Origin of the sequence: Pseudothioclava arenosa (assembly GCF_002358085.1) — a bacterium.
Lineage (GTDB): Bacteria > Pseudomonadota > Alphaproteobacteria > Rhodobacterales > Rhodobacteraceae > Pseudothioclava > Pseudothioclava arenosa.
The window spans coordinates 286723-309782 of record NZ_NTJD01000001.1 but is presented as its reverse complement, the minus strand read 5'-3'; the positions used below and the strand labels follow the sequence as shown (position 1 = coordinate 309782).

Below are 23060 nucleotides of genomic sequence, written 5' to 3'. Positions count from 1 at the left end.
AGGTTTCCCTCCCGATGGGGATGAAATGGAGGCCAGACATGACCAAGCACATCATCGACCACAACGAGCCCAAGGCCGAAGGCACACGGGTGAAGGAATTCCTCGACATCGACCGCAAAAGCGGCGTGCACCCGGCGGTGAAAGAACTGTCGCAGCGCCCGGCCGACCGGGGCGATACGAAAACCAAGGAATTCCTGCGCATCGAGCGCGGCGAAGAAGCCTGATCCCGGTTTTCCATGAGAAAAGGGCGCGCCCTGCGGCACGCCCTTGATTTTTGGTAGCGCGGGGCCCGCCTGACGGGCCCCCGACGCGATCAGCTACGCACCAGCTTTTCGTAGCTTTCCGCGATGTCGCGGGTCAGCGCACCCACTTCGAAGTGGAAATCGCCGATCTGGCCCACGGGAGTTACTTCGGCGGCGGTGCCGGTCAGCCAGCACTGCTCGAAGCCCGTGAGTTCCACCGGCTCGATATGGCGCTCGTGGACGGTGATGCCTTTTTCCTTGAGCATGCCGATCACAGTCTGGCGGGTGATCCCGTTAAGGAAGCAATCGGGCTTGGGCGTGTGCACTTCGCCGTTCTTCACGAAGAACACGTTAGCGCCGGTCGCCTCGGCCACATAGCCGCGATAATCCATCATCAGCGCATCCGAGCAGCCTTTGTCTTCGGCGGCATGCTTGGACATGGTGCAGATCATGTAGAGACCGGCGGCCTTCGCCTCGGAGGGGATCGTCTTCGGATCGGGGCGGCGCCATTTCGAGATGTCGAGCTTGGCGCCCTTCATCTTGGCATCGCCATAATAGTTGCCCCATTCCCAGGCCGCCACGGCCAGACGCACCGGGTTGTTGCGCGACGCGACACCCATATCCTGCCCCGCCCCGCGCCAGGCCAGCGCACGAACATAGGCATTGTCCCAGCCATTGGCCTTGAGCACGTCGTATTTCGCCTGCTCGATCTGCTCCACGGTATAGGGGATCTGGAAGTCGAGCAGGTTCGCCGATTTGTGCAGGCGCTCCGAATGCTCAACCGATTTGAAGATCTTGCCGTTGTAGCAACGCTCACCCTCGAAGACCGAGGAGGCGTAATGCAGTGCGTGCGTCAGAATGTGGACCTTGGCGTCACGCCACTCCACAAGCTTGCCATCCATCCAGATCTTGCCATCGCGATCATCATAAGCCCCGGCCATTTTATCCTCCTTCGGATCATCCGGTTTTCGAAAGTTGCGCAGATTTGGTCCGCATTGGACATATTATTGCGCGAAATCGACGGATGGGTAACAATTGATTCTTGGAAAGTCAACAAGGCTGACATAAAGTCGGAAAAAAGTGAGAGGAGATCATGGCCGACATTCCGGCGACTGGGGGCGAAACGCTCCTGTTCCTGACCGACGAGCAGCTGCGCAAGGGGATCGAGGCGATGTTCTTCGCCTATCGCGGCTTTACAGCCGACCCGGACAGGATCCTTGAAGAGCATGGCTACGGGCGCGCGCATCACCGCGCGGTCCATTTCATCAACCGTCAGCCCGGGCTGACGGTGACGACGCTGTTGGACGTGCTGGGCGTGACCAAGCAGAGCCTCAACCGGGTTCTGCGCACGCTGATCGAGGACGGTCTGGTGGAAAGCCGCGTCGGCACCAAAGACCGGCGCGAACGGCGCCTGCACCTGACCGACAAGGGCGCGGCGCTCGAACGCGAGCTGTCCGAGGCACAGCGCGGGCGGATGCGCGCGGCCTATCGCGCGGCCGGCCCGCAAGCGGTCGCGGGCTTCCGGCAGGTGCTCGAGGCGATGATGGACCCGCAGCAATTGCGCCATTACCAGTCGATGCGGGACGGCGGCTGATGACCCTTGCCAACGCACCGCATCTGCTGATCGTGGATGATGACGAACGGATCCGGACGCTTCTGCAGAAGTTCCTGATCCGAAACGGTTTTCTGGTGACCGCCGCACGTGACGCGGCGCATGCGCGCAAGCTCCTGACGGCGCTGGAATTCAGCCTGATCGTGATGGATGTGATGATGCCCGGCGAGGACGGGCTGAGCCTCACGCGGGACCTGCGCCGCAAGATCGCGACGCCGATCCTGCTGCTGACCGCGCGCGGCGAGACCCGCGACCGGATCGAGGGGCTGGAGGCGGGCGCGGATGACTACCTCGCCAAGCCCTTCGAGCCGAAGGAGCTGTTGCTGCGGATCAACGCGATCCTGCGCCGCGTGCCGCAAGAGGCGCAAACTGGCCCGAAATATCTGCATCTGGGCGCGCTGCGCTATGACCAGGACCGGGGCGAGATGTGGTCGGGTGACGAGCCCGTGCGGCTGACCGCCACCGAGGGCGCGCTGATGCGGATCTTCGCTGCGCGCACGGGCGAGGTGATCAGCCGCGCCGAGCTGATCGACGAGCTGGGTCGCGACCGCCCGGGCACCAGCGAAGAAGGCGCAGGCGACCGCGCGATCGACGTCCAGATCACGCGTCTGCGCCGCAAGATCGAGCCCGATCCGCGCGAGCCGCGCTATCTGCAGACGGTGCGTGGCATCGGCTATCTGCTGGCCCCGGACTGAGTCGCCCCGCCCCGGCCTGCCCCTGCGGGCCGCCGGGGATTTGAGCACCCCGGCACCGTTAGCGCCGGTCATTCCGCCGCGCGGTGGCCTCAGGCGAAAAATATTCGCGCAATGCGGCAATTAGGCCCCCGGCTCAACCGAATGCATGCTGGACTGACAAGGTTGTGATTGCTAAAGAGCGGCCATGTTCGGCGGCACTTCGGTGCGGCCCGGACCGTCGTATCGGCCTCATTCAGGCCCGGGAAGGGAGAATGCACGTGTCCCACGCAGAAGATAACGCAGGCACCCGGAGGGATTTCCTCTATTTCGCCACCGCCGGCACCGGCGCTGTCGTCACCGGCGCAGCGGTCTGGCCGCTGGTCAACCAGATGAACGCCTCGGCGGACGTGAAAGCGATGTCGTCGATCTATGTCGACATCTCGGGCGTTGAAACCGGCACCCAGCTGACCGTGAAATGGCGCGGCAAGCCGGTGTTCATCCGTCGCCGCACCCAGGACGAAATCGACGCCGCGCGCGCCGTGGACCTGGGCGAACTGATCGACCAGACCGCCGAGAACGCGAACAAGCCGGGCGCCGACGCCTCGGATGAAAACCGCGCTCTGGACGAAGCTGGCGAATGGCTGGTGATGATCGGCGTGTGCACCCACCTGGGCTGCGTTCCGATCGGCAACGGCTCGGGCGATTTCGGTGGCTGGTTCTGCCCCTGCCACGGTTCGCACTACGACACTTCGGGCCGCATCCGCAAAGGTCCGGCGCCGCGCAACCTCGACATTCCGGTGGCCCAGTTCACCGATGAATCGACCATTCTGCTGGGCTGAGGAGGAACTCTATGGCTGGCATCCCGCACGACCATTACGAGCCCAAGACGGGCATCGAGAAATGGTTGCATAACCGTCTTCCCATCGTCGGTCTGATCTATGACACCATCATGATCCCGACGCCGAAAAACCTGAACTGGTGGTGGATCTGGGGCATCGTCCTCGCGTTCTGCCTCGCGCTTCAGATCGTCACCGGTATCGTTCTGGTGATGCATTACACGCCCCATGTCGACCTGGCCTTTGCCTCGGTCGAGCACATCATGCGCGACGTGAACGGCGGCTATATGCTGCGCTACATGCATGCGAACGGCGCCTCGCTGTTCTTCCTTGCGGTCTACATCCACATCTTCCGCGGCCTCTACTACGGTTCGTACAAAGCTCCGCGCGAAGTGACCTGGATCGTCGGCATGGTGATCTATCTCGCGATGATGGGCACCGCCTTCATGGGCTACGTGCTGCCCTGGGGTCAGATGTCCTTCTGGGGTGCCACCGTGATCACCGGCCTGTTCGGCGCGATCCCGGGCATCGGCCCGGACATTCAGGCCTGGCTCCTGGGCGGGCCGGCCGTGGACAACGCCACGCTGAACCGCTTCTTCTCGCTGCACTACCTGCTGCCCTTCGTGATCGCGGCCCTCGTCGCCGTCCACATCTGGGCCTTCCACACCACGGGCAACAACAACCCGACCGGTGTCGAAGTGCGTCGCGGCTCGAAAGCCGAAGCCGAGAAAGACACCCTGCCCTTCTGGCCGTATTTCGTGATCAAGGATCTCTTCGCCCTGGCGCTGGTCCTGCTGATCTTCTTCGCGGTCGTGGGCTTCATGCCGAACTACCTCGGCCACCCCGACAACTACATTGAGGCGAACCCGCTCTCGACCCCGGCGCATATCGTGCCCGAATGGTACTTCCTGCCGTTCTACGCGATCCTGCGGGCCTTTACCGCTGACGTCTGGGCCGTGATCCTGGTCAACAAGATCACCTTCGGCATCGTCGACGCCAAGTTCTTCGGCGTGATCGCGATGTTCGGTGCGATCATCGCGATGGCGCTGGCGCCCTGGCTGGACACTTCGAAAGTCCGCTCGGGTCAGTTCCGTCCGATGTTCAAATGGTGGTTCTGGCTGCTCGCGATCGACTTCGTGGTGCTGATGTGGGTGGGCGCGATGCCGACCGACGGGATCTATCCCTACATCTCGCTGATCGGTGCGACCTACTGGTTCGGCTACTTCTTCGTGATCCTGCCGGTGCTCGGCCTGATCGAAAAACCGCTGCCGATGCCGGCAACGATCGAAGAAGACTTCAACAACCACTACGGCACCTCGGCCGAGTAAGGAAAAGGACTAGGATATCATGAAAAAGCTTCTGATTTCTGCCGTTTCCGCGCTCGTTCTGGGCACCGGTGCGGCGATGGGCGCGGGTTCGGAAGGGCACATCCACGATGTCGCCTTCTCGTTCGAAGGCCCGTTCGGCAAGTACGACCAGCAGCAGCTGCGTCGCGGCTTCCAAGTCTACCGCGAAGTCTGCGCGGCCTGCCACGGCATGAAGTTCGTGCCGCTGCGCACGCTGGCTGACGAAGGTGGCCCGCAGATGGATCCGGCCTGGGTGCGCGCTTTCGCGGCCGAGCTGGACGAAGTCTACGATCCGGAAACCGACGAGACCCGTCCGCGCAAGGAAACCGACATGTTCCCCACCCGTCGCGGTGATGGCATGGGTCCGGACCTTTCGCTGATGGCGAAGGCCCGCGCGGGCTTCCACGGCCCCTACGGCACGGGTATCTCGCAGCTGGTGAACGGCATCGGTGGCCCCGAGTACATCGTCTCGATCCTGACCGGCTACACCGGCGAGGAAGTCGAGATGGCTGGCTCGATCTTCTACGAGAACACCGCCTTCCCGGGCGGCCTGATCTCGATGCCGCCGCCGCTCTCGGACGAACTGATCGAGTATGAAGACGGTCACGAGGCCTCGGTCCATCACATGGCCGAAGACGTCTCGGCCTTCCTGATGTGGGCCGCCGAGCCGAAGCTCATGGCGCGCAAGCAGTGGGGCTTCGTGGGTGTGCTGCTGCTGACGCTGCTGACCACCCTGCTCTACCTGACCAACAAGCGCCTCTGGGCGCCGCACAAAGGCAAGCACGCCTAAGCGTCCGCCTTGGTCTGAACTCGGGAAACGCGCCCTTCGGGGCGCGTTTTTCTTTGCCATGGTAGCGGCACCCCGGATCGACTAATGTGTCCGCAACCAACAGGAGAAACCATGACAACCACCCGCGCCCCGCGCCTCTGTGTTCTGATCGACGCGGACAATGTGCCCGCGCAATACGCAGAAGCCATCTTTCAGGAAATCTCGGGGCTCGGCGAAGCCAGCGTGCGCCGGATCTATGGCGACTGGTCGTCAAGCCGGCTGAGCGGCTGGGCCAAGAAGGTCAACACGCTCGGCATGGTCGCCGATCAGCAATTCTCGAATACCAAGGGAAAGAATGCCTCCGATATCGGGCTGGTGATCGCGGCCATGGACTTCCTGCATTCGGGGCTGTTCGACGGCTTTGTGCTGGTGTCTTCGGACAGCGACTTCACCCGGCTTGCCTCGCGCATCCGCGAACAGGGGCTGGACGTTTACGGCATCGGCGAGAAAAAGACCCCGGAGGCGTTCCGCAACGCCTGCAAACGTTTCATCTATGCCGAGAACCTCGGCGATGAAAGCGCCCCCGCTCCGGCAACCGGCACCGGCGGCGAGGCGGCCCCCGCGCCCCAGTCCAGCAGCGAGAAGCTCCCGCCGAGCAAGGCCATCCCGCTTGTGATCGCCGCTATGAAGCGGATCGGGCTGGAAGAAGAATGGTATTCGCTGGGCCAGCTCGGCCAGTTCATCTCGCAGGCAAATCCCGATTTCGACACCCGCACCTATGGCAGCGCGAAACTCTCGGACCTGCTGAAGAAAACCGGGCGCTTCGAGGTCAAGAAAGGCGAAGGCAACCACCTTCTGGTGCGCGACAAGGCCTGACATCCGGCACGGCGCCCGGGCGTTGACAATCCCGGGCCGACCGCGCTTTCCTTGGTTCATTCGTATCAAGGAATTTCATCATGTCGAACCCGCCGCGTCTGGCCTTGCTGATCGACGCCGAGAACCTCAACAGCACCTGTGCCGACGAGCTGATGCGCCACGCCAGCAAGAGCGGGCAACCAATCATCCGCCGTGCTTATGGCCATGTCGATCACGCGCATGGCTGGACCAGCGTCGCGGGCCTGCGCTTCGTACATGTCAACTCGGCCAAGAATGCCGCCGATATGGCGCTCTGCATCGAGGCGCTGGACCTGTTCCATCGCGGCCTCGCCGATGCGTTCGCGATTGCCAGCAGCGACTCGGATTTCCTGCATCTCGCGCTCTATCTGCGCGAACAGGGCGTGCCGGTTCATGGCTTTGGCGGCAGCGCCACCAAGCCGGAGACCCGTGCGGCCTACAGCAGCTTCACCGAGTTCGGAGGCGAGGTGGCCCCTGTGCAGCGCAAATCCACGATCAAGGCCGAGCTAACCGAGATGATCCGCCAGAATGGCGGGGCACTGAAGCTCACCCGGATCAACGAGCTGATGCGGCGCGCGCGGCCCGAGTTCAAGATTTCGGAGCACCCGACGACCAAGACCTGGCGCAGCTTCATCGCCGCGCATCCGGCAGCCTTCAAGATCAACGGAAGCGGGGCCGACACTTCGGTTCGAACGCTTTAGCGCACCCCGTACCGCGCCAAGAACATCTCGACGGCGCCGTCGATGATGCGGTCGCGGTCGCGCGGGTTACAGCAGCCGCTGACGCCAAAGATCAGCCGGTTGTGGATATCGACCTTGCACAGTTCGGCGAACTGGTCGGCGGCAAGTTCGAGATCGTCGATGCGCAGCTCGCCCTTGGCCACCGCCTTGCCGAGATAATCGACCATGTGGCGGCGCACGACCTCGGGGCCGGAATGATAGAACTCGTGGCCAAGCTGCGGGAACCGGTCGGCCTCGGCGACGCAGAGCCGGTAGGTCTGCAGGGCGAAGGGCGAGGACATGTACTCGATCATCCGCTCGGCGGCAAAGCGCAGCACCTCGGCCACGGGCATCTGCTCGGGCTCGATCAGGGCGGCGGCCTCATCGGCCTGACGCGCGCATTCGCATTTCGCGACCTCCATGAACAGGAGCCGCTTGTCGGGGAAATAGCTGTAGAGCGTGGCTTTCGACACGCCCGCCTCGCGCGCGATGTCGTCGACCGAGGCACCCTCGAACCCGTCACGCAGGAACACCGCCCGCGCGCCCTCGAGCACCTGGTCGAATTTGCGGCCCTTGCGGATCTCCGGCTTGTTGGATTCGACGTCCATCGGTCCTCCTGAACGATATGGTGCAGAATAGCGCGCCCGCGGCACTTCGGGCAAGCTGGAGTGACGTAACGAATATTCGCCCGGGGAGGCCTCAGCCGATCTGGCCGCGCCGACCGCCGGTCTGGGCGCGGTCGAGCAGCAGGTGATCGAGGATGACGCAGGCCATCATCGCCTCGGCCACCGGCACCGCGCGGATGCCGACGCAAGGGTCGTGGCGGCCCTTGGTGATGACCTCGACCTCTTCGCCCGCCGTGTTGATCGAGCGGCGCGGGGTCAGGATCGACGAGGTGGGTTTGACCGAGAAGCGCAGCACGACCGGCTGGCCGGTGGTGATGCCGCCCAGGATGCCGCCGGCGTGGTTCGAGAGGAACTCCGGGCCGTTCGGGCCCATCACGATCTCATCGGCATTGTCGACGCCGGTCAGCTCGGCCGCGGCCATGCCCTCGCCGATCTCGACGCCCTTCACCGCGTTGATCGACATCATCGCGGCGGCCAGATCGGTGTCCATTTTCGCATAGATCGGCGCGCCAAGACCCGCCGGGCAGCCCTCGGCCACCAGCTCGATCATCGCGCCGACGGAATTGTGGTTCTTGCGGATCGCGCCGAGGTAATCGGCCCATTCGTCCACGGCCTCGGCATCGGGAATGAAGAACGGGTTGCGCAGGATCTCCTCGCGGTCGAACCGCGCGCGGTTGATGTGCTTGGCGCCCATCTGGATCATGTAGCCGAAGATCCGCAGACCGGGCACGAGCTGCGCCAGCACCGCCTGCGCGACGCCCCCGGCCGCCACCCGCGCGGCGGTTTCGCGCGCCGAGGACCGGCCACCGCCGCGATAGTCGCGGATGCCGTATTTCTGGTGATAGGTGATGTCGGCGTGACCCGGACGGAACTGGCGCGAGATCTCGCCGTAATCGCGGCTGCGCTGGTCGGTGTTCTCGATCATCAGCTGGATCGGCGTGCCGGTGGTCTTGCCCTCGAACACCCCCGAGAGGATACGCACCTGATCGGGCTCCTGACGCTGGGTGGTCTGTTTCGACTGACCGGGGCGGCGGCGATCGAGGAACACCTGGATGAACTCTTCGGAGATCTCGATGCCGGGCGGGCAGCCATCGACGGTGGCGCCCAGCGCAGGCCCGTGGCTTTCGCCCCAGGTGGTAACGCGGAAGACATGTCCGAAGGTGTTGAAGCTCATGATCGCTCTCCTTTGCCCTCCGATTAGCGGCGCGGGGGCCAAATTCCAAGCGCTTTCCCCTTGCAAGCGCCCGCATCGGGGCTATGTTTCGCGCTACCTCGGGGTGCCGAGGGGCCTCGCGCCCCCGGCTGAGATGCGCAAGCGAACCCGTTGAACCTGAACCGGTTAAGACCGGCGGAGGGAAGGTTTCGGCAATCCACCCGGATTCGCTCCCTGACCCCGCCCGTCAGCAATGGAGCGAATGAAATGAAGAAAACTCTGATGCTTGCGGGTCTTGTTGCGGCTGCCAGCCCTGTGCTGGCCGAAGACAAGCCCGTGCTCACTGTCTATGCGCCCGACTATTTCACCTCGGAATGGGGCCCCGGCCCGAAGATCGAGGAAGGATTCGAGGCGACCTGCAACTGCGACCTGCAGTTCGTGGCGGGCGACGTGCTGCCCCGGCTGTTGCTGGAAGGCGACAAGACCGAGGCCGATGCGGTGATCGGGCTGAATACCGACGTGACCGCGCGCGCGCGCGCCACCGGCCTTTTCGCGCCGCACGGGCAGGACACCAGCGTCCTGACCCTGCCGATCGCGTGGACGGATGAGGTGTTCCTGCCCTTCAACTGGGGCGAAACCGCCTTTGTCTACGACAAGACGAAGCTCGCCAATCCGCCCGCCTCGTTCGACGACCTGCTGAACGCGCCCGACGATCTGAAGATCGCGATCCAGGACCCGCGCAGCTCGATCTCGGGGCTGGCGCTCTTGCTCTGGGTCAAGGCGATCTATGGCGATCAGGCCCCCGAAGCCTGGACGAAACTGGCGCCCAAGGTGCTGACCGTGACGCCCGGCTGGTCCGAGGCCTACGGGCTCTTTACCGATGGCGAAGTGGATATGGTGCTGAGCTACACCACCTCGCCGGCCTATCACATCGTTGCAGAGGGCGACGACACCAAAGCCGCCGCGATCTTTTCCGAGGGCCATTACTTCATGACCGAGCTGGTCGGCCAGCTGCGCACCACCGACACGCCCGAACTCACCCAGAGCTTCATGGATTACATCCTCTCGGACGGCTTCCAGTCGATGATCGCCACCGCCAACTGGTCCTATCCGGCCGTCATCAAAGAGGGCTTCCTGCCCGAGGGCTTCGCCGCCCTGCCGCGCCCCGAAAAGACGCTGTTCTATTCGGAAACCGAGGCCGAAGCCCTGCGCGCCCCCGCGCTTGAGGAATGGCTCGCAGCCTTCGGCAACTGATCCCGGCGGCGCTGTCGGCAAGCCTGCTGGCAGCGCTCGTGCTGGGCACACTCGGCGCGGTGACAATCCGCGCCGGGGGCTTTTCGGCGCTTGGGCCGCGCGACCTTGACGCGCTGTGGTTCACGGTTTGGCAAGCGGCGGTCTCGGCAGTGATCAGCTGCGCGCTGGCGGTGCCGGTCGCGCGCGCCCTGCACCGGCGGCGCTTTGCCGGGCGGGACCTGCTGATCTCGCTGATGGGCGCCCCCTTCATATTGCCGACAATCGCCGCCGTGATGGGGCTGATCGCGGTCTTCGGGCGGCGCGGGCTGGTCAATGGCGCGCTCGACGCGCTCGGCCTGCCGGGCATGACCATCTACGGCGCGCATGGGGTGATCCTTGCGCATGTGTTCTTTAACCTGCCGCTGGCCACGCGGATGGTGCTGCACGGTTGGCAAGCGATCCCGTCTGAACGTTTCCGGCTGGCCGCAAGCCTCGGCTTCGCGCCTGCCGGGGTCACCCGCCATCTTGAACGTCCGATGCTGCGCGCGGTCCTGCCCGGCGCGTTTCTGGCGATTTTCCTTGTCTGCCTGACCTCTTTCGCGATTGCCCTGACGCTGGGCGGCGGGCCCAAGGCGACAACCGTCGAGCTGGCGATTTATCAGGCCTTCCGCTTCGATTTCGATCTTGGCCGCGCCGCCACGCTGGCGCTGATGCAGGTGGGGCTGTGCCTTGGCGCGCTGGCGATCTCGGCGCGGCTGACCCTGCGCGCAGGCTTTGGCGCGGGACTGGATCGCCCGCCGGTCGCTGGCCTCACAGGCGGCCCCTTCACACGGCTGATCGACAGCACGGCCATCGCCGCTGCGGCGCTGTTCCTGCTGGTGCCGATCACCCTGATCCTCGCGCGCGGCGTTCCGGGCCTTGCCGACCTGCCCGCCTCGATCTGGGCCGCCAGCGCCACCTCGCTCGGGCTCGCGGCCGCCTCGACGGTGCTGACGATCCTGCTCGCGCTGCCGCTGGCTCTGGCCGCACCGCGCACCCGCTGGGCCGAGGCCGCCGCGATGCTCCCGCTCACCGCCTCGGCGCTGGTGATGGGCACCGGGCTTTACCTGATTGCACGCCCCTTCGTCGCCGCCTCTAGCCTCGCGCTACCGGTCACGCTGATCGCGAATGCGGCGCTGTCGCTGCCCTTCGCGGTGCGGCTCCTAATCCCAGAGGTGCGCGTGCTGCAAGCCGATTACGACCGGCTCGCGGCATCGCTGAACATGAGCGGCTGGGCCCGCCTGCGGCTCCTGACGCTGCCGCGCCTCGCCCGCCCATTGGGTTTTTCCGCAGGGCTCGCCGCCGCCTTCTCAATGGGAGACCTCGGCGTCATCACGCTGTTTTCCGACGGCCGCACCCAGACCCTGCCGCTTGCGCTTTTCCAACTGATGGGCGCCTATCGGATGGATCAGGCCGCCGCCGCCGCGACGCTGCTGATCGCACTCACCTTCGGGCTCTTCTGGCTTCTGGATCGGATCGGACATCATGCTGACCCTCGATAACCTCCGCCTCGAACAGGGTAGCTTCCGCCTCGCCGCCGATCTCTCGGTTGCCACCGGCGCGCGCGTCGCGGTGATCGGCCCTTCAGGCGCGGGAAAATCCACCCTGCTCGCGGCGATCACGGGGTTTCTGGCGCCCGCCTCGGGCCGCATCCTCTGGGCCGGGCAAGACATCACCCGCACCGAGCCGGGCGCGCGACCGCTCTCGATCCTGTTTCAGGATCAGAACCTGTTCCCACATCTGAGTGTGACGCAAAACATCGGCCTTGGCCTCGATCCGCGCTTGCGGCTCTCACCCGCCGATCACGCCCGCATCGAAGCTGCGCTGGAACGGACCGGCCTCGCGGGCCTCGGCCCTCGCAAACCCGCCGAGCTGTCCGGCGGGCAGCAAAGCCGCGTGGCGCTCGCGCGCACGCTTTTACGCGCACGCCCGCTTCTGTTGCTCGATGAGCCCTTCTCGGCGCTCGGCCCCGCGCTCAAGGCCGAGATGCTCGCGCTGACCGCAGAGCTTGCCGCCGAGCAGGGCACGACCCTCCTGATGGTCACACACGACCCCGAAGACGCCGCCGCGCTCTGCCCGCAGACACTCCTTGTGGCCGAGGGTCTCGCCCATCCGCCGCAAGACACCGCCGCACTTCTGGCGAACCCGCCGCCCAGCCTGCGCGCCTATCTCGGCGCCTGATTTCATCGAGCGAAAAATACTCCGCCGGGTGAATTTGCCGTCAGGCAAAGAGGGGGCGCGCAGCCCCCTCTTCCGGTCTCAGTAGATCACCACCGAGCGGATCGACTCGCCGCGATGCATCAGGTCGAACGCCTCGTTGATCCGTTCCAGCGGCATGGTGTGGGTAATCATCGAGTCGATCTCGATCTTGCCGTTCATGTACCAGTCGACGAATTTCGGCACATCGGTACGGCCCTTGGCGCCGCCGAAAGCCGTGCCTTTCCAGACCCGGCCAGTGACCAGCTGGAAGGGCCGCGTGGAAATCTCGGCCCCCGCCGGCGCCACGCCGATGATGACCGACACCCCCCAGCCGCGATGCGAGCATTCCAGCGCGTCACGCATCACCTTGGTGTTGCCGGTCGCATCGAAACTGTAATCGACGCCACCGATCTGGTCCTTTTCCGTCTTGGTCAGGTCCACGATCGCCTGCACCACCGAGCCCTCGATCTTCGAGGGGTTCACGAAATGGGTCATGCCGAATTTCTTCGCCATCTCGGCCCTGGAATCGTTCAGGTCGACGCCGATGATCATGTCAGCGCCCGCCATCCGCAGGCCCTGAATGACGTTGAGCCCGATCCCGCCCAGCCCGAACACGGCGGCGGTCGAGCCGATCTCGACGCCGGCGGTATTGATCACCGCGCCGATGCCGGTGGTGACGCCGCAGCCGATGTAACAGATCTTGTCGAAGGGCGCGTCATCGCGGACCTTGGCCAGCGCGATCTCGGGCATCACCGTGTGATTGGCGAAGGTCGAGCAGCCCATGTAGTGATAGATCGGCGTGCCATCGAGCATCGAGAACCGCGTCGTGCCATCGGGCATCAGGCCCTGACCCTGCGTATTACGGATCGCGGTGCAGAGGTTGGTCTTGCCCGACAGGCAGCTCGGGCATTCGCGGCACTCGGGCGTGTAAAGGGGAATCACGTGGTCGCCGGGCTTCAGCGTGGTCACGCCGGGCCCGCAAGCCACCACGACACCCGCCCCTTCATGGCCCAGAATCGAGGGGAAGATGCCCTCGGGGTCGGCTCCCGACAATGTGAACTCGTCGGTGTGACAGATGCCCGTGGCCTTGATTTCAACCAGAACCTCGCCCTCTTTCGGGTCCTCAAGGTTCACTTCCATGATTTCCAAGGGTTTTCCGGGGGCAAGCGCCACTGCGGCACGGGTTCTCATTACAATGTCCTCCATGTATGATTTGGCCGAAAGCCTGCCCTTGAGCGGGCTCAAAAGCAAGGAATGGGTGCGACCAGATGTTGAGAGTTTACGTCATTGCCGCCGCGGTTTTGCTTGCGGCCTGCCAGCCAGCGCCTCACCAAGAGGCTCCGGCGCCGGTGCTGCCCGCGCCGCAACTGACCCCGCCCGTCACCACCACCGCCGGCGGCCTCGAAGAGCGTCAGCCCGACACCTGCCATGCCGCCGATTACCTCTCGGTGCTGGGCCAGCCGCGCAGCGCGCTCGATTACCTCGTGATCGACCGGCCCTATCGCATCGTCGAATGGCGCGGTTTTGAGGATCAGAACTACAACCCGCAGCGCGTCGTGTTCCGTCTCGATGCCGCTGGCAACATCTGGAACATCGATTGCGGCTGAACCGGCCCCTTACGCTTCTGGCGCTGATCTTCGGCGCGGGCTCCGGGTGTAGCCTCGGACAACCTGCGCCGGTGCCGCCCGAACCGACGCCCAATCCGGTGCTCGGGTCCAGTTGCGGGGCCGAGGATTTGCAGGATCTGCTCGGCCAGCCCGCCGAACGGCTCGCCACGATGAAACTCGCCGCCCCCACACGGATCCTGCGTCCCGGCATGGCGGTGACGATGGATTTCGTGCCGGAGCGGCTGAATATCGTGATCGGCGAGGACGGGCTGATCGAGGCCGTGCGCTGCGGCTAGGCCCCGGCCTCAGTCCTTCTTGTAATCGTCATGGCAGGATTTGCAGGTCACGCCGACGCGCTGCACCGAGGCCTGCACCGCCTCGAGCGAGCTGGTATCAATCGCCATCGAGGCCTCGACCAGCGCCTCGGCCTTGGCCGAAAACGCCGCGAAATCCTTCCAGATCGCATCCTTTGCGTCAGACGCCGGATCATGCGCCTCTTTCTCGAAGAGCGGCGCCACGGTCACCGCGGCGGCCTGCACGCCCGCGGCCGCCTCCGCCGCCTGCGTCGGGCTGTAATCGAGCGTGCCCTTCGCCATGTTGCCCAGCACCTTCATATGGGTGCGGAACTGCTCCATCGTGTCGATCCGGGCCTTCACGTCAGGATTGTTGACCATCTCCTTGGCCAGAACCGCCCCGGCGAACGGAGCCGAAACGGCGGCAACAAGGGCAAGAACGGCAAGCGGGCGGGCATGATGCATGGGAAATCTCCTTCGGGTTGCCCGAAAGATAGCGCGCGCCTGCGGCAAGGTCAGCCCGTGGCGGGGCGCAGGGCGCTAAAATTCGCGTGACCCGGCGACGAGAGGCTGAAATGCGAGGGGATAATGCCCCGGCGGCGCGAACTGGGTGGGGGCTATTGACCGCACCGCCGGGGACTTAGCGATTTCCGCTGTCTTCTTTATCGCGGTCGAGTTGGGCGGTTTTCGGCAGCGATCACGACCATTCATGGGTCATTTTCGGGCAAAATCTCGTCACACGGGCCGGGCGCGGGGCTTGAACCGATGCGGGCTTGATTTGCCCTCGCACCGATGTACCCTTTTCCCATGACCGTTCAGAACCCGCCTCCGTTTCCCAATTCCTCCGGCGCGCCCACGCAGGTCGCCTTCGACCGGATCGAGTTGGGCCGCATTCTCGGCCTTTACGGGCGGATGGTGGCGGCGGGCGAGTGGCGCGACTACGCGATGAGCTTCCTGCGCGACCGCGCGGTGTTTTCGGTGTTTCGCCGCGCCGCCGAACACCCGCTGTACCGCATCGAGAAAATCCCCGCGCTGCGCCAGCGTCAGGGCCAATATGCGGTGATCGGGATGGACGGACGCGTGCTCAAGCGCGGGCATGAACTGGTGCCGGTTCTGGCCGTGCTCGAACGCAAGCTGATCCGCCCGATCGACTAGCGCGGGGCGCAGCGGCTTGTCTTGAACCCGCGCAATGCTTTATCAGCGAACGCAACGACGGCGGCGCCAGGCAAGGCGCCCCAGATCCAAGCGGAGCGCCCCTTCATGGCCAAGGCAAAATCCGGCACATCTCTGACGCTGCGCGAGCGTCTGCAGGACTGGACGGTCGCCCTGGTCGTGGGCCTGCTGCATCTCTTGCCCTATCGCTGGCGGGTGCCGCTGGCGGGGTGGCTCGCGGCAGAAATCGTGGCGCCCCTGACCGGCATGCGCCGTCGCATCGCCACCAATCTCGCGCTGGCACGCCCCGACCTGCCCGAGGCCGAGCGCCGCCGCCTGATCCGCGCGGTGCCCGACAATCTCGGGCGCTTCATGATCGAGCTGTTCTCGCCGCGCGATTTCCTGAGGGTCGTCGCCGAGACCCCGTTCGAGGGCCCCGGCCTTGCCGCGATCGAACAGGCCACCGCCGAGGGGCGCGGCGTGATCGCGGTCTCCGGGCATTTCGGCAATTACGACGTGTTTCGCTCCGGCATGATCCAGCGCGGCTACAAGGTCGGCGGGCTCTATCGGCCGATGAACAACCGCGCCTTCAACACCCGCTACGTGCGCACCATCGAAACGCTGGGCAAACCGCTGTTCCGGCGCGGCCGGCAGGGCTTTGGCGAGATGCTGCGCTTCCTGCGCAAGGGCAACATGCTGGCTATCCTGCATGACCAGCACATGGGCAAGGGTGAACCGCTGAGCTTCTTCGGTCAGCCCGCCTATACGGCGCTGTCTGCGGCGCAGCTGGCGCTGAAGCATGACGCGCTCCTGGTGCCGGTCTACGCGGTGCGCCAACCCGACGGGATCTCGTTCAAGGTGGTTCTGGAAGAGCCGATCGCGCATAGCGACGAGCGCACGATGATGCAGGCGCTCAACGACAGCCTCGAGGCGCGGGTGCGCGCGCATATGGGCCAGTGGCTCTGGACGCATCAGCGTTGGAAAACGCAGGAGCGCGAGAAACGCAAGGCTCGCAAGGGCTGAGGCCCGGCAAACTGATGCGGAACGGGCATCCGGGTTTGCGCGCGGGCACAAAATCTGCGACAGGAAGTGCGAGATTTTTGCCGGGCGCGCTTTGCGCCCGCCCGACCGGAGACCGCCATGACCTCGCCTTCCACGCCCCCCTTGCCGCGCGTCGTCTCGATCGGGTTCAACAAATGCGGCACCCGCTCTCTGGCCGAGCTGTTTCGCGGCGCGGGGCACCGGGTCATCCATCACAAGGTGCGCGACCGCTGGCCGGTGCCGCGCCGCATCGGCCGGGTGATGAAGGACAACCTTGCCGAGGGCCGCAAGGTCTTCGACAGCGTCGAGAATTACACCTTCTATTGCGATCTGATGATCAATGACGGCACCGAGACCTGGGAGGGCGCGAGCGCCTTCCGCGAGATCCTGCGCGACTATCCCGACACGATCCTGCTGATGAACCTGCGCGACCGCGAGGCCTGGATTGCCTCGCGGCTCAAGCATGGCCATGGTGAATTCGCGCAGCGCGAGCTGAAGGCGCGCGGGCTGAGCGACATGGAGGTTCTCAAGGACCAGTGGCGCGCGGAATGGGACGCCCATCTGGCTGATGTCCGCGGCTTCATGGAGACCCATCCGGGCCGCTACCTTGAATTCAACCTCGACACCAACACCGCCGAGGAACTGGCCGCCTGGCTGCCGGAATACCGCCTGAACCCGGCCGATTTCCACGACATCGGCCGCAGCCGGGGCCGCAAGATGTCGGGCTTCACGCGCTGGCTCAAGCGCACCGTGTCGCATCTGCGCCCGCGCTTCCTGCGCTGAGGAGCTGCGATGATCATCAGCCACGCCCATCGCTACATCTTTCTGCACAACCGCAAGACGGCGGGCAGCTCGATCACCGTATCGCTGGCGCGTGGGCTGGGACCGGAAGACCTCCAGATCAGCGGCCTGCCGGAAACGCTGGCGGCGGGCATCGCCCTGACGCCGCGCGTCCTGCGCGAGGCGAACCGGCACGCGCACGGGCTCTTGCCACTAGCAAGGCTGGTCAGCAAGCGTGGCTATGCGCGTCTGGTTGCGCGCTCGCTCGACCATGCCTATCGGCCGCTCCTGGGGCGCAAGCCACCGCACAGCCCCGCCGCCACGCTGGCGCGCGCCTTCCCCGAGGCATGGGCCAATTACGCCAAGATCTGCGTCGTGCGGAACCCCTGGGACAAGACCGTCTCGGATTACTTCTGGCGCATCAAGCGGCTGAACAGGGCGCCCAGCTTTCCCGAATACCTGCGCGCACTTGAGGCCGGGAACAGCCTGGGCGGGATCGTGCCGCTCGAATTTCACGACAACTGGCCGCTTTACACGATCGACGACCAGATCGTGGCCGATCACGTGGTGCGCTACGAAACCCTGATCGAGGGGATGCAGGGCGCGCTCGATGCGATCGGGCTGGGCTGGGATGGCTGGCTGCCGCGCGCCAAGACCGGCACGCGCAAACATTCGCGTGGCACAGGCGGCTATCGCGAGATGTATGACGCCGATACCGCCGCCATCGTCGGGCGGCTTTATGCCAAAGAGGCCGAGACCTTCGGCTACCGCTTCTGACACGCGGGCTTCTGCGTTGCGCGCCGTGGTGCCTCCGGTGTAGGGATACAGCCATTCCGCCGCGCCGGCACATGAAGGACGATTTCGCATGAAGAAACAGGTCATCTGCATTCGCTGGGGCGAGAAATACGGCGTCGATTACGTGAACCGCCTTTACGCGATGGTCGCGCGCAACATCACGCCGCCCTTCGACTTCTATTGCATCACCGATAATTTCGACGGGCTCGCCCCCGGCATCAAGCCGATCGCGCTGCCCGATCTGGGCTGCGAGATGCCCAAGGTGCGTCAGGGCATCTGGGGCAAGTCGCGGCTGTGGCGGCCCGATCTGGGCGGTCTCACGGGGCCGGTTCTGTTCATGGATCTCGATCTGGTCATCACCGGCAATCTCGACGGGTTCTTTGAACATGGCGACCCCGAGGACGTGATCCTGACGCGCAACCCCAACACGCCCTTCGAGCGGCTGGGGCAGACCTCGCTGTTCCGCTTCCCGATCGGCAAGCTCGAACCGCTGCGCGCCGAATTCCTCGCCGATCCGCAGAAGACCGCCGAGACCTATGTCTTCGAGCAACGCTTCGTGACGCGGCGGGCGCCGGGCGGGGTGACGTTCTGGCCCAAGGGCTGGGTCGCCACGTTCAAATGGCATTGCGTGCGCCAGTTCCCGCTGAATTTCTTCCTGCCGCCCAAGCTGGCGCCGGGCACCAAGGTGGTGATCTTCCCCGGCGGGCTCAATCCGCCCGACGCGATTGCGGGGCGGTGGAACGTGCGCACCCGCGTGATGGGGCGGCTTGAGCATATCAAGGCGGGGATGCGCGGCGAGCGCGAGGGCAGCCTGTTTCGCCACATCCGCCACTTCATCCTGCCCGCGAAATGGGTCGAGGACGCCTGGCGCGAGTGATCAGCCCAGGAGCCGCGCGGCGCAATCGCGCGCAAGGGTGTCTTCGATCAGGTCAGCCTCGATGCTGCCCACCGTGCGCAGCACCTTGCGACGATATTCGTCGGTCTTGGCGACAAGGTTCGGGCCGCGATTGATCTTGGCATCCAGATCCGCCTGCGAGCGCGTGTAATAGTGGTTCAGCTGCACGGCGGCGGTCGAGTAGAAGCCCGGCTTGTCGCGCTCGGCAAAGCTGCTTTTGTGGCCCGCGTCATTCCAAGTGTCCTGCGTGCCCTCGGTCTCCATCGAATGGATGCGCAGCGCGCTCAGCCGGCAGGGATCGACCAGCATCTTGAAGGCGCGCAGCCCCGGTGCATCGCCCATCGGGTCGCGCGCCCGCATCAGGTAGTTGCGCAGGACCCCGCCTGCGGGCGGCGTGGCATGGCCCGAGGTGCCGAACATGTGCCAGGGCAGCGAGACATTGGGAATATCGCCCAGCGGCGCCAGCGCCACGTCGAAACTGTCGCCCCCCGTCGGGATCAGGAATTCATCGACGTCGATGAAGGCCATCCAGCGATGCGCACCGCCGAAATTTCCCGCCGCATGGGCATAGGCCAGCACCTGATTGTGGATCTCGCGGCCAAGCCGGATATCGCTGAGCCGCTGCGCCCAGGGGATCACCGTCAGCGCCTCGGGCGGCAGAGCCGCGCGCAGCTCGGCCAGCGTGTCGTCCTGGCTCGCGTCGTCGTAAATGTAGAAATGCCGCGCGCCGGCTGCGTGGTGCAACCGCGCCCATTCGCCGATATAGCGCGCCTCGTTCTTGACGATCGCGACAATCGCCAGCCCCGCCCGCCCCGGCAGCGCCTTGGGCGCGGTCAGGCCGAGCTTGGAAATCTTGGCGCGGCTGAGCAGTTTCTTCAGCATGGGCCCTCCTGGTGGCCGGAACGCATCAAGGCAAAGCCTCGCCCCACTCTAGGCGTGAAACTCTTTCGAAAACAGATCGGGATGACGGGCGCACAGGCGCACCAAATCGCGATAGCGCGCACCACGCAGACGGGGGTTTGCCCGCGCGCATTTGAGGAATTCGATCGCAGCCGGCGGCAGGCTCTCATTCTTGCGCGGCGGCACCACGATGCCTGCGATCCGCTCCTCGCTGACACCCGCCAACTCCAGCAGATAGCGCCCCATCAGTTTGCCCGGCCCGATCTCATCCGCCATATCAAGGGTCTTGAGGCGTTCGCCCAGAAAGCCACGCAACTCTTCGACGATGCGCGCGGGCCCGCCGAGGTCGTCGTGCTTGACCGCCCAATCCGCGAAAGGCTCCGTCACGCGCCGCATCTTAAAGGCCTGATTATAGGCGCTCACGCGCCAAGGTGCCGGGTCGCGCGTGTAGAGCACATAGGTCACCTCATAGCCCGACAGCGCCGCATCGAGCCGCTTGACCCAAGCAGCACAATCGACGCCGCCCGGCGGATCAAAGATCTTGCCGGATTCGATCCCGACCATGTTTTCATCCGAGATCAGCAGGGTCTCGAAATCCATCGCGTCGATCTTGCGCACCATCTCGCGCATCGCCACGCCATGGCGCCATTTGAACCAGAACTTGCCGCCGCTGCGCATATAGCGCAGCGCGTTCTTGCGCAGTTTCAGGGTCAGTTCGTCCTTGGGCGAGACCGCGACGCCCGGCCCCAACCTGTCAGCATTGGCCGCAAGCATCGCCTGGATCGTCGTCGTGGCGGTCTTGGGAAATCCGAGATGCACGACGAGGCGGCGCTTTCCGGTGGCAGTCGGGGCGGAAAACAGCGGAGATGACGACATCAGTTGTCCTGCAAAGCTTAAGTCGCGCGCACAATACCGATTCCGGCCAGCGCGTCCAGTTGGCAGACGGCCTCATGCCCGATTTCGTTCAGCCCCAGCGGCGCAGGCCCAGATACGCGCCCTCACCTGCGGCGGAGATGCGGGCGCGGGCTTCGGCGATGGGCTCATAAGCGACGCTCATGGTGTGGCCGTTCGCATGGATCAGGGTCTCGGCGTCACAGATCAGCGCGACATGGCCTTTCCAGAACATCAGATCCCCGCGTTCAAGCGGCACGTCCTCGGCCAAGGGCGCGCCAAGGCCCTGCCATTGCTGGTCGCTGTCGCCCGGACAGGCGCGCCCGCAGGCGGAAAAGGCGATCTGCACCAGCCCCGAACAATCAATCCCCTCGCGCGAGTTGCCCCCCCAGAGATAGGGCGTGCCCAAGAGGCTTTCGGCCACGGCGACCGGGTCCTGCGCCCAGTCGCCCAACGCACGCAGATGCTGGCGCGGCACGAACCCCAGATCGGTTTCCATCAGCGGGCCTTCGTCATCGAAGACGGTCAGCCGCGCGCCGAGGCTCAGCCCCATCACCTCGCCACGCTTGATCGAGGCCTCGCGGTAGATATGCGTGGCGGGGGCGACGACCCAATGCGTGGCCGCCTCGGGCCGGCCCAGCGCGGCCGAGGCAACCCAGCCGCAATAGCCATCGGCCGCAGCCCGCACGAAGGTCCAGGCCATGCGCCGCTCGATGATCAGCACATCCGCCCCGAACAGAAGCTGCCGGTCGCGCGCACCGTCAGGGGCGGCGCAGAGGTCGGTCACGGGCTGAATAATGCGCGCAGGCTCGCCCTCGGTGAAGACCAGCGCCTCAACCTGACCACGCAGCGAAGCATGGGCGATGCGGCCGGAAAACGGCGTAAGACGACGATCGCGGGCGGTCATCAGGCGCCCTCACCGGACAGGATCGCGGCCTCGATCGCGGCGAGGATCGCGCGCGCCCCCTGCCCTACGCCGCCCTTAGGGCGACCGGGTGCGGCGGCGGGCTGCCAGCCGTAGATATCGAAATGCGCGAAACGCGCGGTTTCGGTGACGAAACGGCGCAGGAAGAGCGCCGCGGTGATCGAGCCTGCCATGCCGCCCAACGGCGCGTTGTCGAGATCGGCGATCGCAGGCTCGATCAGGGTCTCGTAGGGCGCCCAGAACGGCATCCGCCAGAGCGGGTCGGCCTGCGTCGCAGCCCCCGCCGCCAACGCGCCCGCCAGTACTTCGTCATCGGTGTAGAAGGGCGGCAGATCGGGGCCCAGCGCCACCCGCGCGGCCCCCGTCAACGTCGCCATGCAGAAAATCGCGTCGGGGCGCGCCTCATCGGCGAGGGCCAGCGCATCGGCCAGCACCAGGCGCCCCTCCGCATCGGTATTGTTGACCTCGACGCTCAGCCCCTTGCGCGAGACCAGCACGTCTTGCGGCCGGAACGCCGCCCCCGACACCGCGTTTTCGACCGCCGGGATCAACACGCGCAGTTGCAGCCGCAGCCCCAGCCCCATGATGATCCGCGCAAGCCCCAGCACCGTGGCCGCGCCGCCCATGTCCTTTTTCATAAGCCCCATCGACGAGGCGGGTTTGATATCGAGCCCGCCGGTGTCAAAACAGACCCCCTTGCCGACCAGCGTGACCCTCGGCCCGGCCTCGCCCCAGCGCAGGTCGATCAGGCGCGGCGCGCGCGGCGAGGCGCGCCCGACCGCATGGATCAGGGGGAAGTTGTTGGCCAGAAGCGCATCGCCCTCGGTCACCTCGATCGCGGCGCCGAAGCTGGCGGCAAGGGCGCGGGCAGCGGCCTCCAGCTCATCGGGGCCCATGTCGTTCGCAGGCGTGTTGATCAGGTCGCGCGTCAACGCCTCGCCCGCGACAAAGGCCTCAAGCCGCGCGGCATCGACGCCCTCGGGGCAGACCAGCCGGGCCTTGGGCGCCTCAGCGGGTTTGTAACGGGAATAGCGATAGGTTTCCAAGAGCCACCCCAGCGCCGCTTCAAAGCGGGCCGCCTCGGGCAGGTGATGGAATTGCCAATCGCCTTCGGGCAGGGTCGAGACAGCCTTGGCCAGCGCAAAGCGCACCCGCGCCGGGGCCTTGGCCGGGCCAAGCCCGATCAGCGCGGCGACAACATGGCCCTCGGCATCCGGCAAGAGGCAGGTTTCGCCCGCACGACCGGAAAACCCTTGTGCCAGCGCCCAGTTGGCATGGGCCGTCGGCAGGTCGTCCAGCGCCTCGGAAAGATGATCTTGCGGCACAACGATCAGGGGCAGCGCCGCGTCTGACGCGGTAACAAAACGCAATTCGGGATGGTCGAGGGGGTAGGCGGCGGGCATCGCTCTCTCCGGCTGTTTCCGCGCCAGCCTAACGCA

Annotated in this window: 27 protein-coding genes and 1 riboswitch; of the genes, 18 read left to right on the top strand and 9 right to left on the bottom strand. The window is 65.4% G+C overall.

Features of this window, described 5'->3' with window-relative positions; translation table 11 throughout:
* Positions 1–38 precede the first annotated feature (38 nt).
* Positions 39–224 carry a hypothetical protein gene (locus CLN94_RS01530; protein WP_096430313.1) on the top strand — a complete coding sequence of 62 codons (186 nt, stop codon included), beginning with the start codon at positions 39–41 and terminating at the stop codon, positions 222–224.
* An 89-nt stretch (positions 225–313) separates the two neighbouring features.
* On the opposite strand, the gene CLN94_RS01525 is transcribed toward CLN94_RS01530, so the two are convergent.
* A complete protein-coding gene (locus CLN94_RS01525) occupies positions 314–1183 on the bottom strand; it encodes a branched-chain amino acid aminotransferase (protein WP_096430311.1) in 870 nt (289 codons plus the stop codon).
* 152 nt (positions 1184–1335) lie between these two features.
* Between CLN94_RS01525 and CLN94_RS01520 the strand changes: the two genes are divergently transcribed.
* The 7 genes from CLN94_RS01520 to CLN94_RS01490 all read left to right on the top strand — a co-directional run bounded on the left by CLN94_RS01520 (position 1336) and on the right by CLN94_RS01490 (position 7074).
* Positions 1336–1836 (top strand): MarR family winged helix-turn-helix transcriptional regulator, encoded by a 501-nt coding sequence (locus tag CLN94_RS01520; protein ID WP_096430308.1) that lies wholly within the window; start codon positions 1336–1338, stop codon positions 1834–1836.
* Positions 1836–2549 (top strand): response regulator, encoded by a 714-nt coding sequence (locus tag CLN94_RS01515; RefSeq protein ID WP_096430305.1) that lies wholly within the window; start codon positions 1836–1838, stop codon positions 2547–2549. Before CLN94_RS01520 ends, CLN94_RS01515 begins: the two co-directional genes overlap by 1 nt.
* Before the next feature lie 257 nt (positions 2550–2806).
* Positions 2807–3367 (top strand): ubiquinol-cytochrome c reductase iron-sulfur subunit, encoded by a 561-nt coding sequence (gene petA / locus CLN94_RS01510; RefSeq protein WP_096430716.1) that lies wholly within the window; start codon positions 2807–2809, stop codon positions 3365–3367.
* A gap of 11 nt (positions 3368–3378) precedes the next feature.
* Entirely contained in the window at positions 3379–4692 is a 1314-nt protein-coding gene (gene petB, locus CLN94_RS01505; protein WP_096430302.1) for a cytochrome b, read from the top strand.
* Between the two features lie 16 nt (positions 4693–4708).
* A complete protein-coding gene (locus CLN94_RS01500; protein WP_096430299.1) occupies positions 4709–5500 on the top strand; it encodes a cytochrome c1 in 792 nt (263 codons plus the stop codon).
* A 111-nt stretch (positions 5501–5611) separates the two neighbouring features.
* Positions 5612–6355 carry an NYN domain-containing protein gene (locus CLN94_RS01495; protein WP_096430296.1) on the top strand — a complete coding sequence of 248 codons (744 nt, stop codon included), beginning with the start codon at positions 5612–5614 and terminating at the stop codon, positions 6353–6355.
* Positions 6356–6435: 80 nt separating this feature from the next.
* The gene (locus CLN94_RS01490) at positions 6436–7074 is read left to right on the top strand and encodes an NYN domain-containing protein (protein WP_096430294.1); all 639 of its coding nucleotides are present in this window, start codon (positions 6436–6438) and stop codon (positions 7072–7074) included.
* On the opposite strand, the gene CLN94_RS01485 is transcribed toward CLN94_RS01490, so the two are convergent.
* Together CLN94_RS01485 and aroC are read right to left on the bottom strand one after the other, a co-directional pair.
* On the bottom strand, positions 7071–7700 hold the full coding sequence (locus tag CLN94_RS01485) for a TetR/AcrR family transcriptional regulator (protein WP_096430292.1): 630 nt from the start codon (positions 7698–7700) through the stop codon (positions 7071–7073). The two genes, CLN94_RS01490 and CLN94_RS01485, sit on opposite strands and share 4 nt — an antisense overlap.
* A gap of 91 nt (positions 7701–7791) precedes the next feature.
* A complete protein-coding gene (aroC, locus tag CLN94_RS01480) occupies positions 7792–8892 on the bottom strand; it encodes a chorismate synthase (protein ID WP_096430290.1) in 1101 nt (366 codons plus the stop codon).
* Between the two features lie 89 nt (positions 8893–8981).
* Positions 8982–9092, top strand: a riboswitch (TPP riboswitch).
* A 46-nt stretch (positions 9093–9138) separates the two neighbouring features.
* On the opposite strand from aroC, the gene CLN94_RS01475 reads away from it, so the two are divergent.
* The 3 genes from CLN94_RS01475 to CLN94_RS01465 are packed head-to-tail and all read left to right on the top strand — an operon-like array spanning position 9139 to position 12324.
* A complete protein-coding gene (locus CLN94_RS01475; RefSeq protein ID WP_096430288.1) occupies positions 9139–10125 on the top strand; it encodes a thiamine ABC transporter substrate-binding protein in 987 nt (328 codons plus the stop codon).
* The gene (locus tag CLN94_RS01470; protein WP_096430286.1) at positions 10101–11645 is read left to right on the top strand and encodes an ABC transporter permease family protein; all 1545 of its coding nucleotides are present in this window, start codon (positions 10101–10103) and stop codon (positions 11643–11645) included. Before CLN94_RS01475 ends, CLN94_RS01470 begins: the two co-directional genes overlap by 25 nt.
* On the top strand, positions 11629–12324 hold the full coding sequence (locus tag CLN94_RS01465; RefSeq protein ID WP_096430283.1) for a thiamine ABC transporter ATP-binding protein: 696 nt from the start codon (positions 11629–11631) through the stop codon (positions 12322–12324). Before CLN94_RS01470 ends, CLN94_RS01465 begins: the two co-directional genes overlap by 17 nt.
* A 78-nt stretch (positions 12325–12402) precedes the next feature.
* On the opposite strand, the gene CLN94_RS01460 is transcribed toward CLN94_RS01465, so the two are convergent.
* Positions 12403–13533, bottom strand: coding sequence for an S-(hydroxymethyl)glutathione dehydrogenase/class III alcohol dehydrogenase (locus tag CLN94_RS01460; protein WP_096430280.1), 1131 nt, complete (start codon positions 13531–13533; stop codon positions 12403–12405).
* 77 nt (positions 13534–13610) lie between these two features.
* On the opposite strand from CLN94_RS01460, the gene CLN94_RS01455 reads away from it, so the two are divergent.
* Positions 13611–13949, top strand: a complete 339-nt coding sequence (locus CLN94_RS01455; protein WP_096430277.1) for a hypothetical protein — start codon at positions 13611–13613, stop codon at positions 13947–13949.
* A complete protein-coding gene (locus CLN94_RS01450) occupies positions 13940–14245 on the top strand; it encodes an I78 family peptidase inhibitor (RefSeq protein ID WP_179300202.1) in 306 nt (101 codons plus the stop codon). The genes CLN94_RS01455 and CLN94_RS01450 overlap by 10 nt, the downstream gene beginning before the upstream one ends.
* Before the next feature lie 9 nt (positions 14246–14254).
* Here CLN94_RS01450 and CLN94_RS01445 read toward each other — a convergent pair whose 3' ends face one another.
* On the bottom strand, positions 14255–14707 hold the full coding sequence (locus tag CLN94_RS01445) for a c-type cytochrome (RefSeq protein WP_096430271.1): 453 nt from the start codon (positions 14705–14707) through the stop codon (positions 14255–14257).
* A gap of 342 nt (positions 14708–15049) precedes the next feature.
* On the opposite strand from CLN94_RS01445, the gene CLN94_RS01440 reads away from it, so the two are divergent.
* The 5 genes from CLN94_RS01440 to CLN94_RS01420 all read left to right on the top strand — a co-directional run bounded on the left by CLN94_RS01440 (position 15050) and on the right by CLN94_RS01420 (position 18887).
* The gene (locus CLN94_RS01440; RefSeq protein ID WP_096430268.1) at positions 15050–15397 is read left to right on the top strand and encodes a DUF2794 domain-containing protein; all 348 of its coding nucleotides are present in this window, start codon (positions 15050–15052) and stop codon (positions 15395–15397) included.
* Positions 15398–15502: 105 nt separating this feature from the next.
* Entirely contained in the window at positions 15503–16417 is a 915-nt protein-coding gene (locus tag CLN94_RS01435) for a lysophospholipid acyltransferase family protein (RefSeq protein WP_096430265.1), read from the top strand.
* Between the two features lie 117 nt (positions 16418–16534).
* The gene (locus CLN94_RS01430; RefSeq protein ID WP_096430262.1) at positions 16535–17218 is read left to right on the top strand and encodes a sulfotransferase; all 684 of its coding nucleotides are present in this window, start codon (positions 16535–16537) and stop codon (positions 17216–17218) included.
* A 9-nt stretch (positions 17219–17227) separates the two neighbouring features.
* The gene (locus CLN94_RS01425; protein WP_096430258.1) at positions 17228–17992 is read left to right on the top strand and encodes a sulfotransferase family protein; all 765 of its coding nucleotides are present in this window, start codon (positions 17228–17230) and stop codon (positions 17990–17992) included.
* Positions 17993–18080: 88 nt separating this feature from the next.
* A complete protein-coding gene (locus CLN94_RS01420; protein WP_096430255.1) occupies positions 18081–18887 on the top strand; it encodes a glycosyl transferase in 807 nt (268 codons plus the stop codon).
* Here the strand turns inward: CLN94_RS01420 and CLN94_RS01415 are convergent, their stop codons facing one another.
* The 4 genes from CLN94_RS01415 to CLN94_RS01400 all read right to left on the bottom strand — a co-directional run bounded on the left by CLN94_RS01415 (position 18888) and on the right by CLN94_RS01400 (position 23024).
* Positions 18888–19787, bottom strand: coding sequence for a glycosyltransferase family 92 protein (locus tag CLN94_RS01415; RefSeq protein ID WP_096430252.1), 900 nt, complete (start codon positions 19785–19787; stop codon positions 18888–18890). It lies immediately after the preceding gene.
* Positions 19788–19835: 48 nt separating this feature from the next.
* Positions 19836–20681 carry a hypothetical protein gene (locus CLN94_RS01410; RefSeq protein WP_143598858.1) on the bottom strand — a complete coding sequence of 282 codons (846 nt, stop codon included), beginning with the start codon at positions 20679–20681 and terminating at the stop codon, positions 19836–19838.
* An 88-nt stretch (positions 20682–20769) separates the two neighbouring features.
* Positions 20770–21603: a C40 family peptidase gene (locus CLN94_RS01405; RefSeq protein WP_096430246.1), complete on the bottom strand. Its 834-nt coding sequence runs from the start codon at positions 21601–21603 to the stop codon at positions 20770–20772.
* Entirely contained in the window at positions 21603–23024 is a 1422-nt protein-coding gene (locus CLN94_RS01400; protein WP_096430244.1) for a leucyl aminopeptidase family protein, read from the bottom strand. The genes CLN94_RS01405 and CLN94_RS01400 overlap by 1 nt, the downstream gene beginning before the upstream one ends.
* Between the last annotated feature and the right edge of the window lie 36 nt (positions 23025–23060).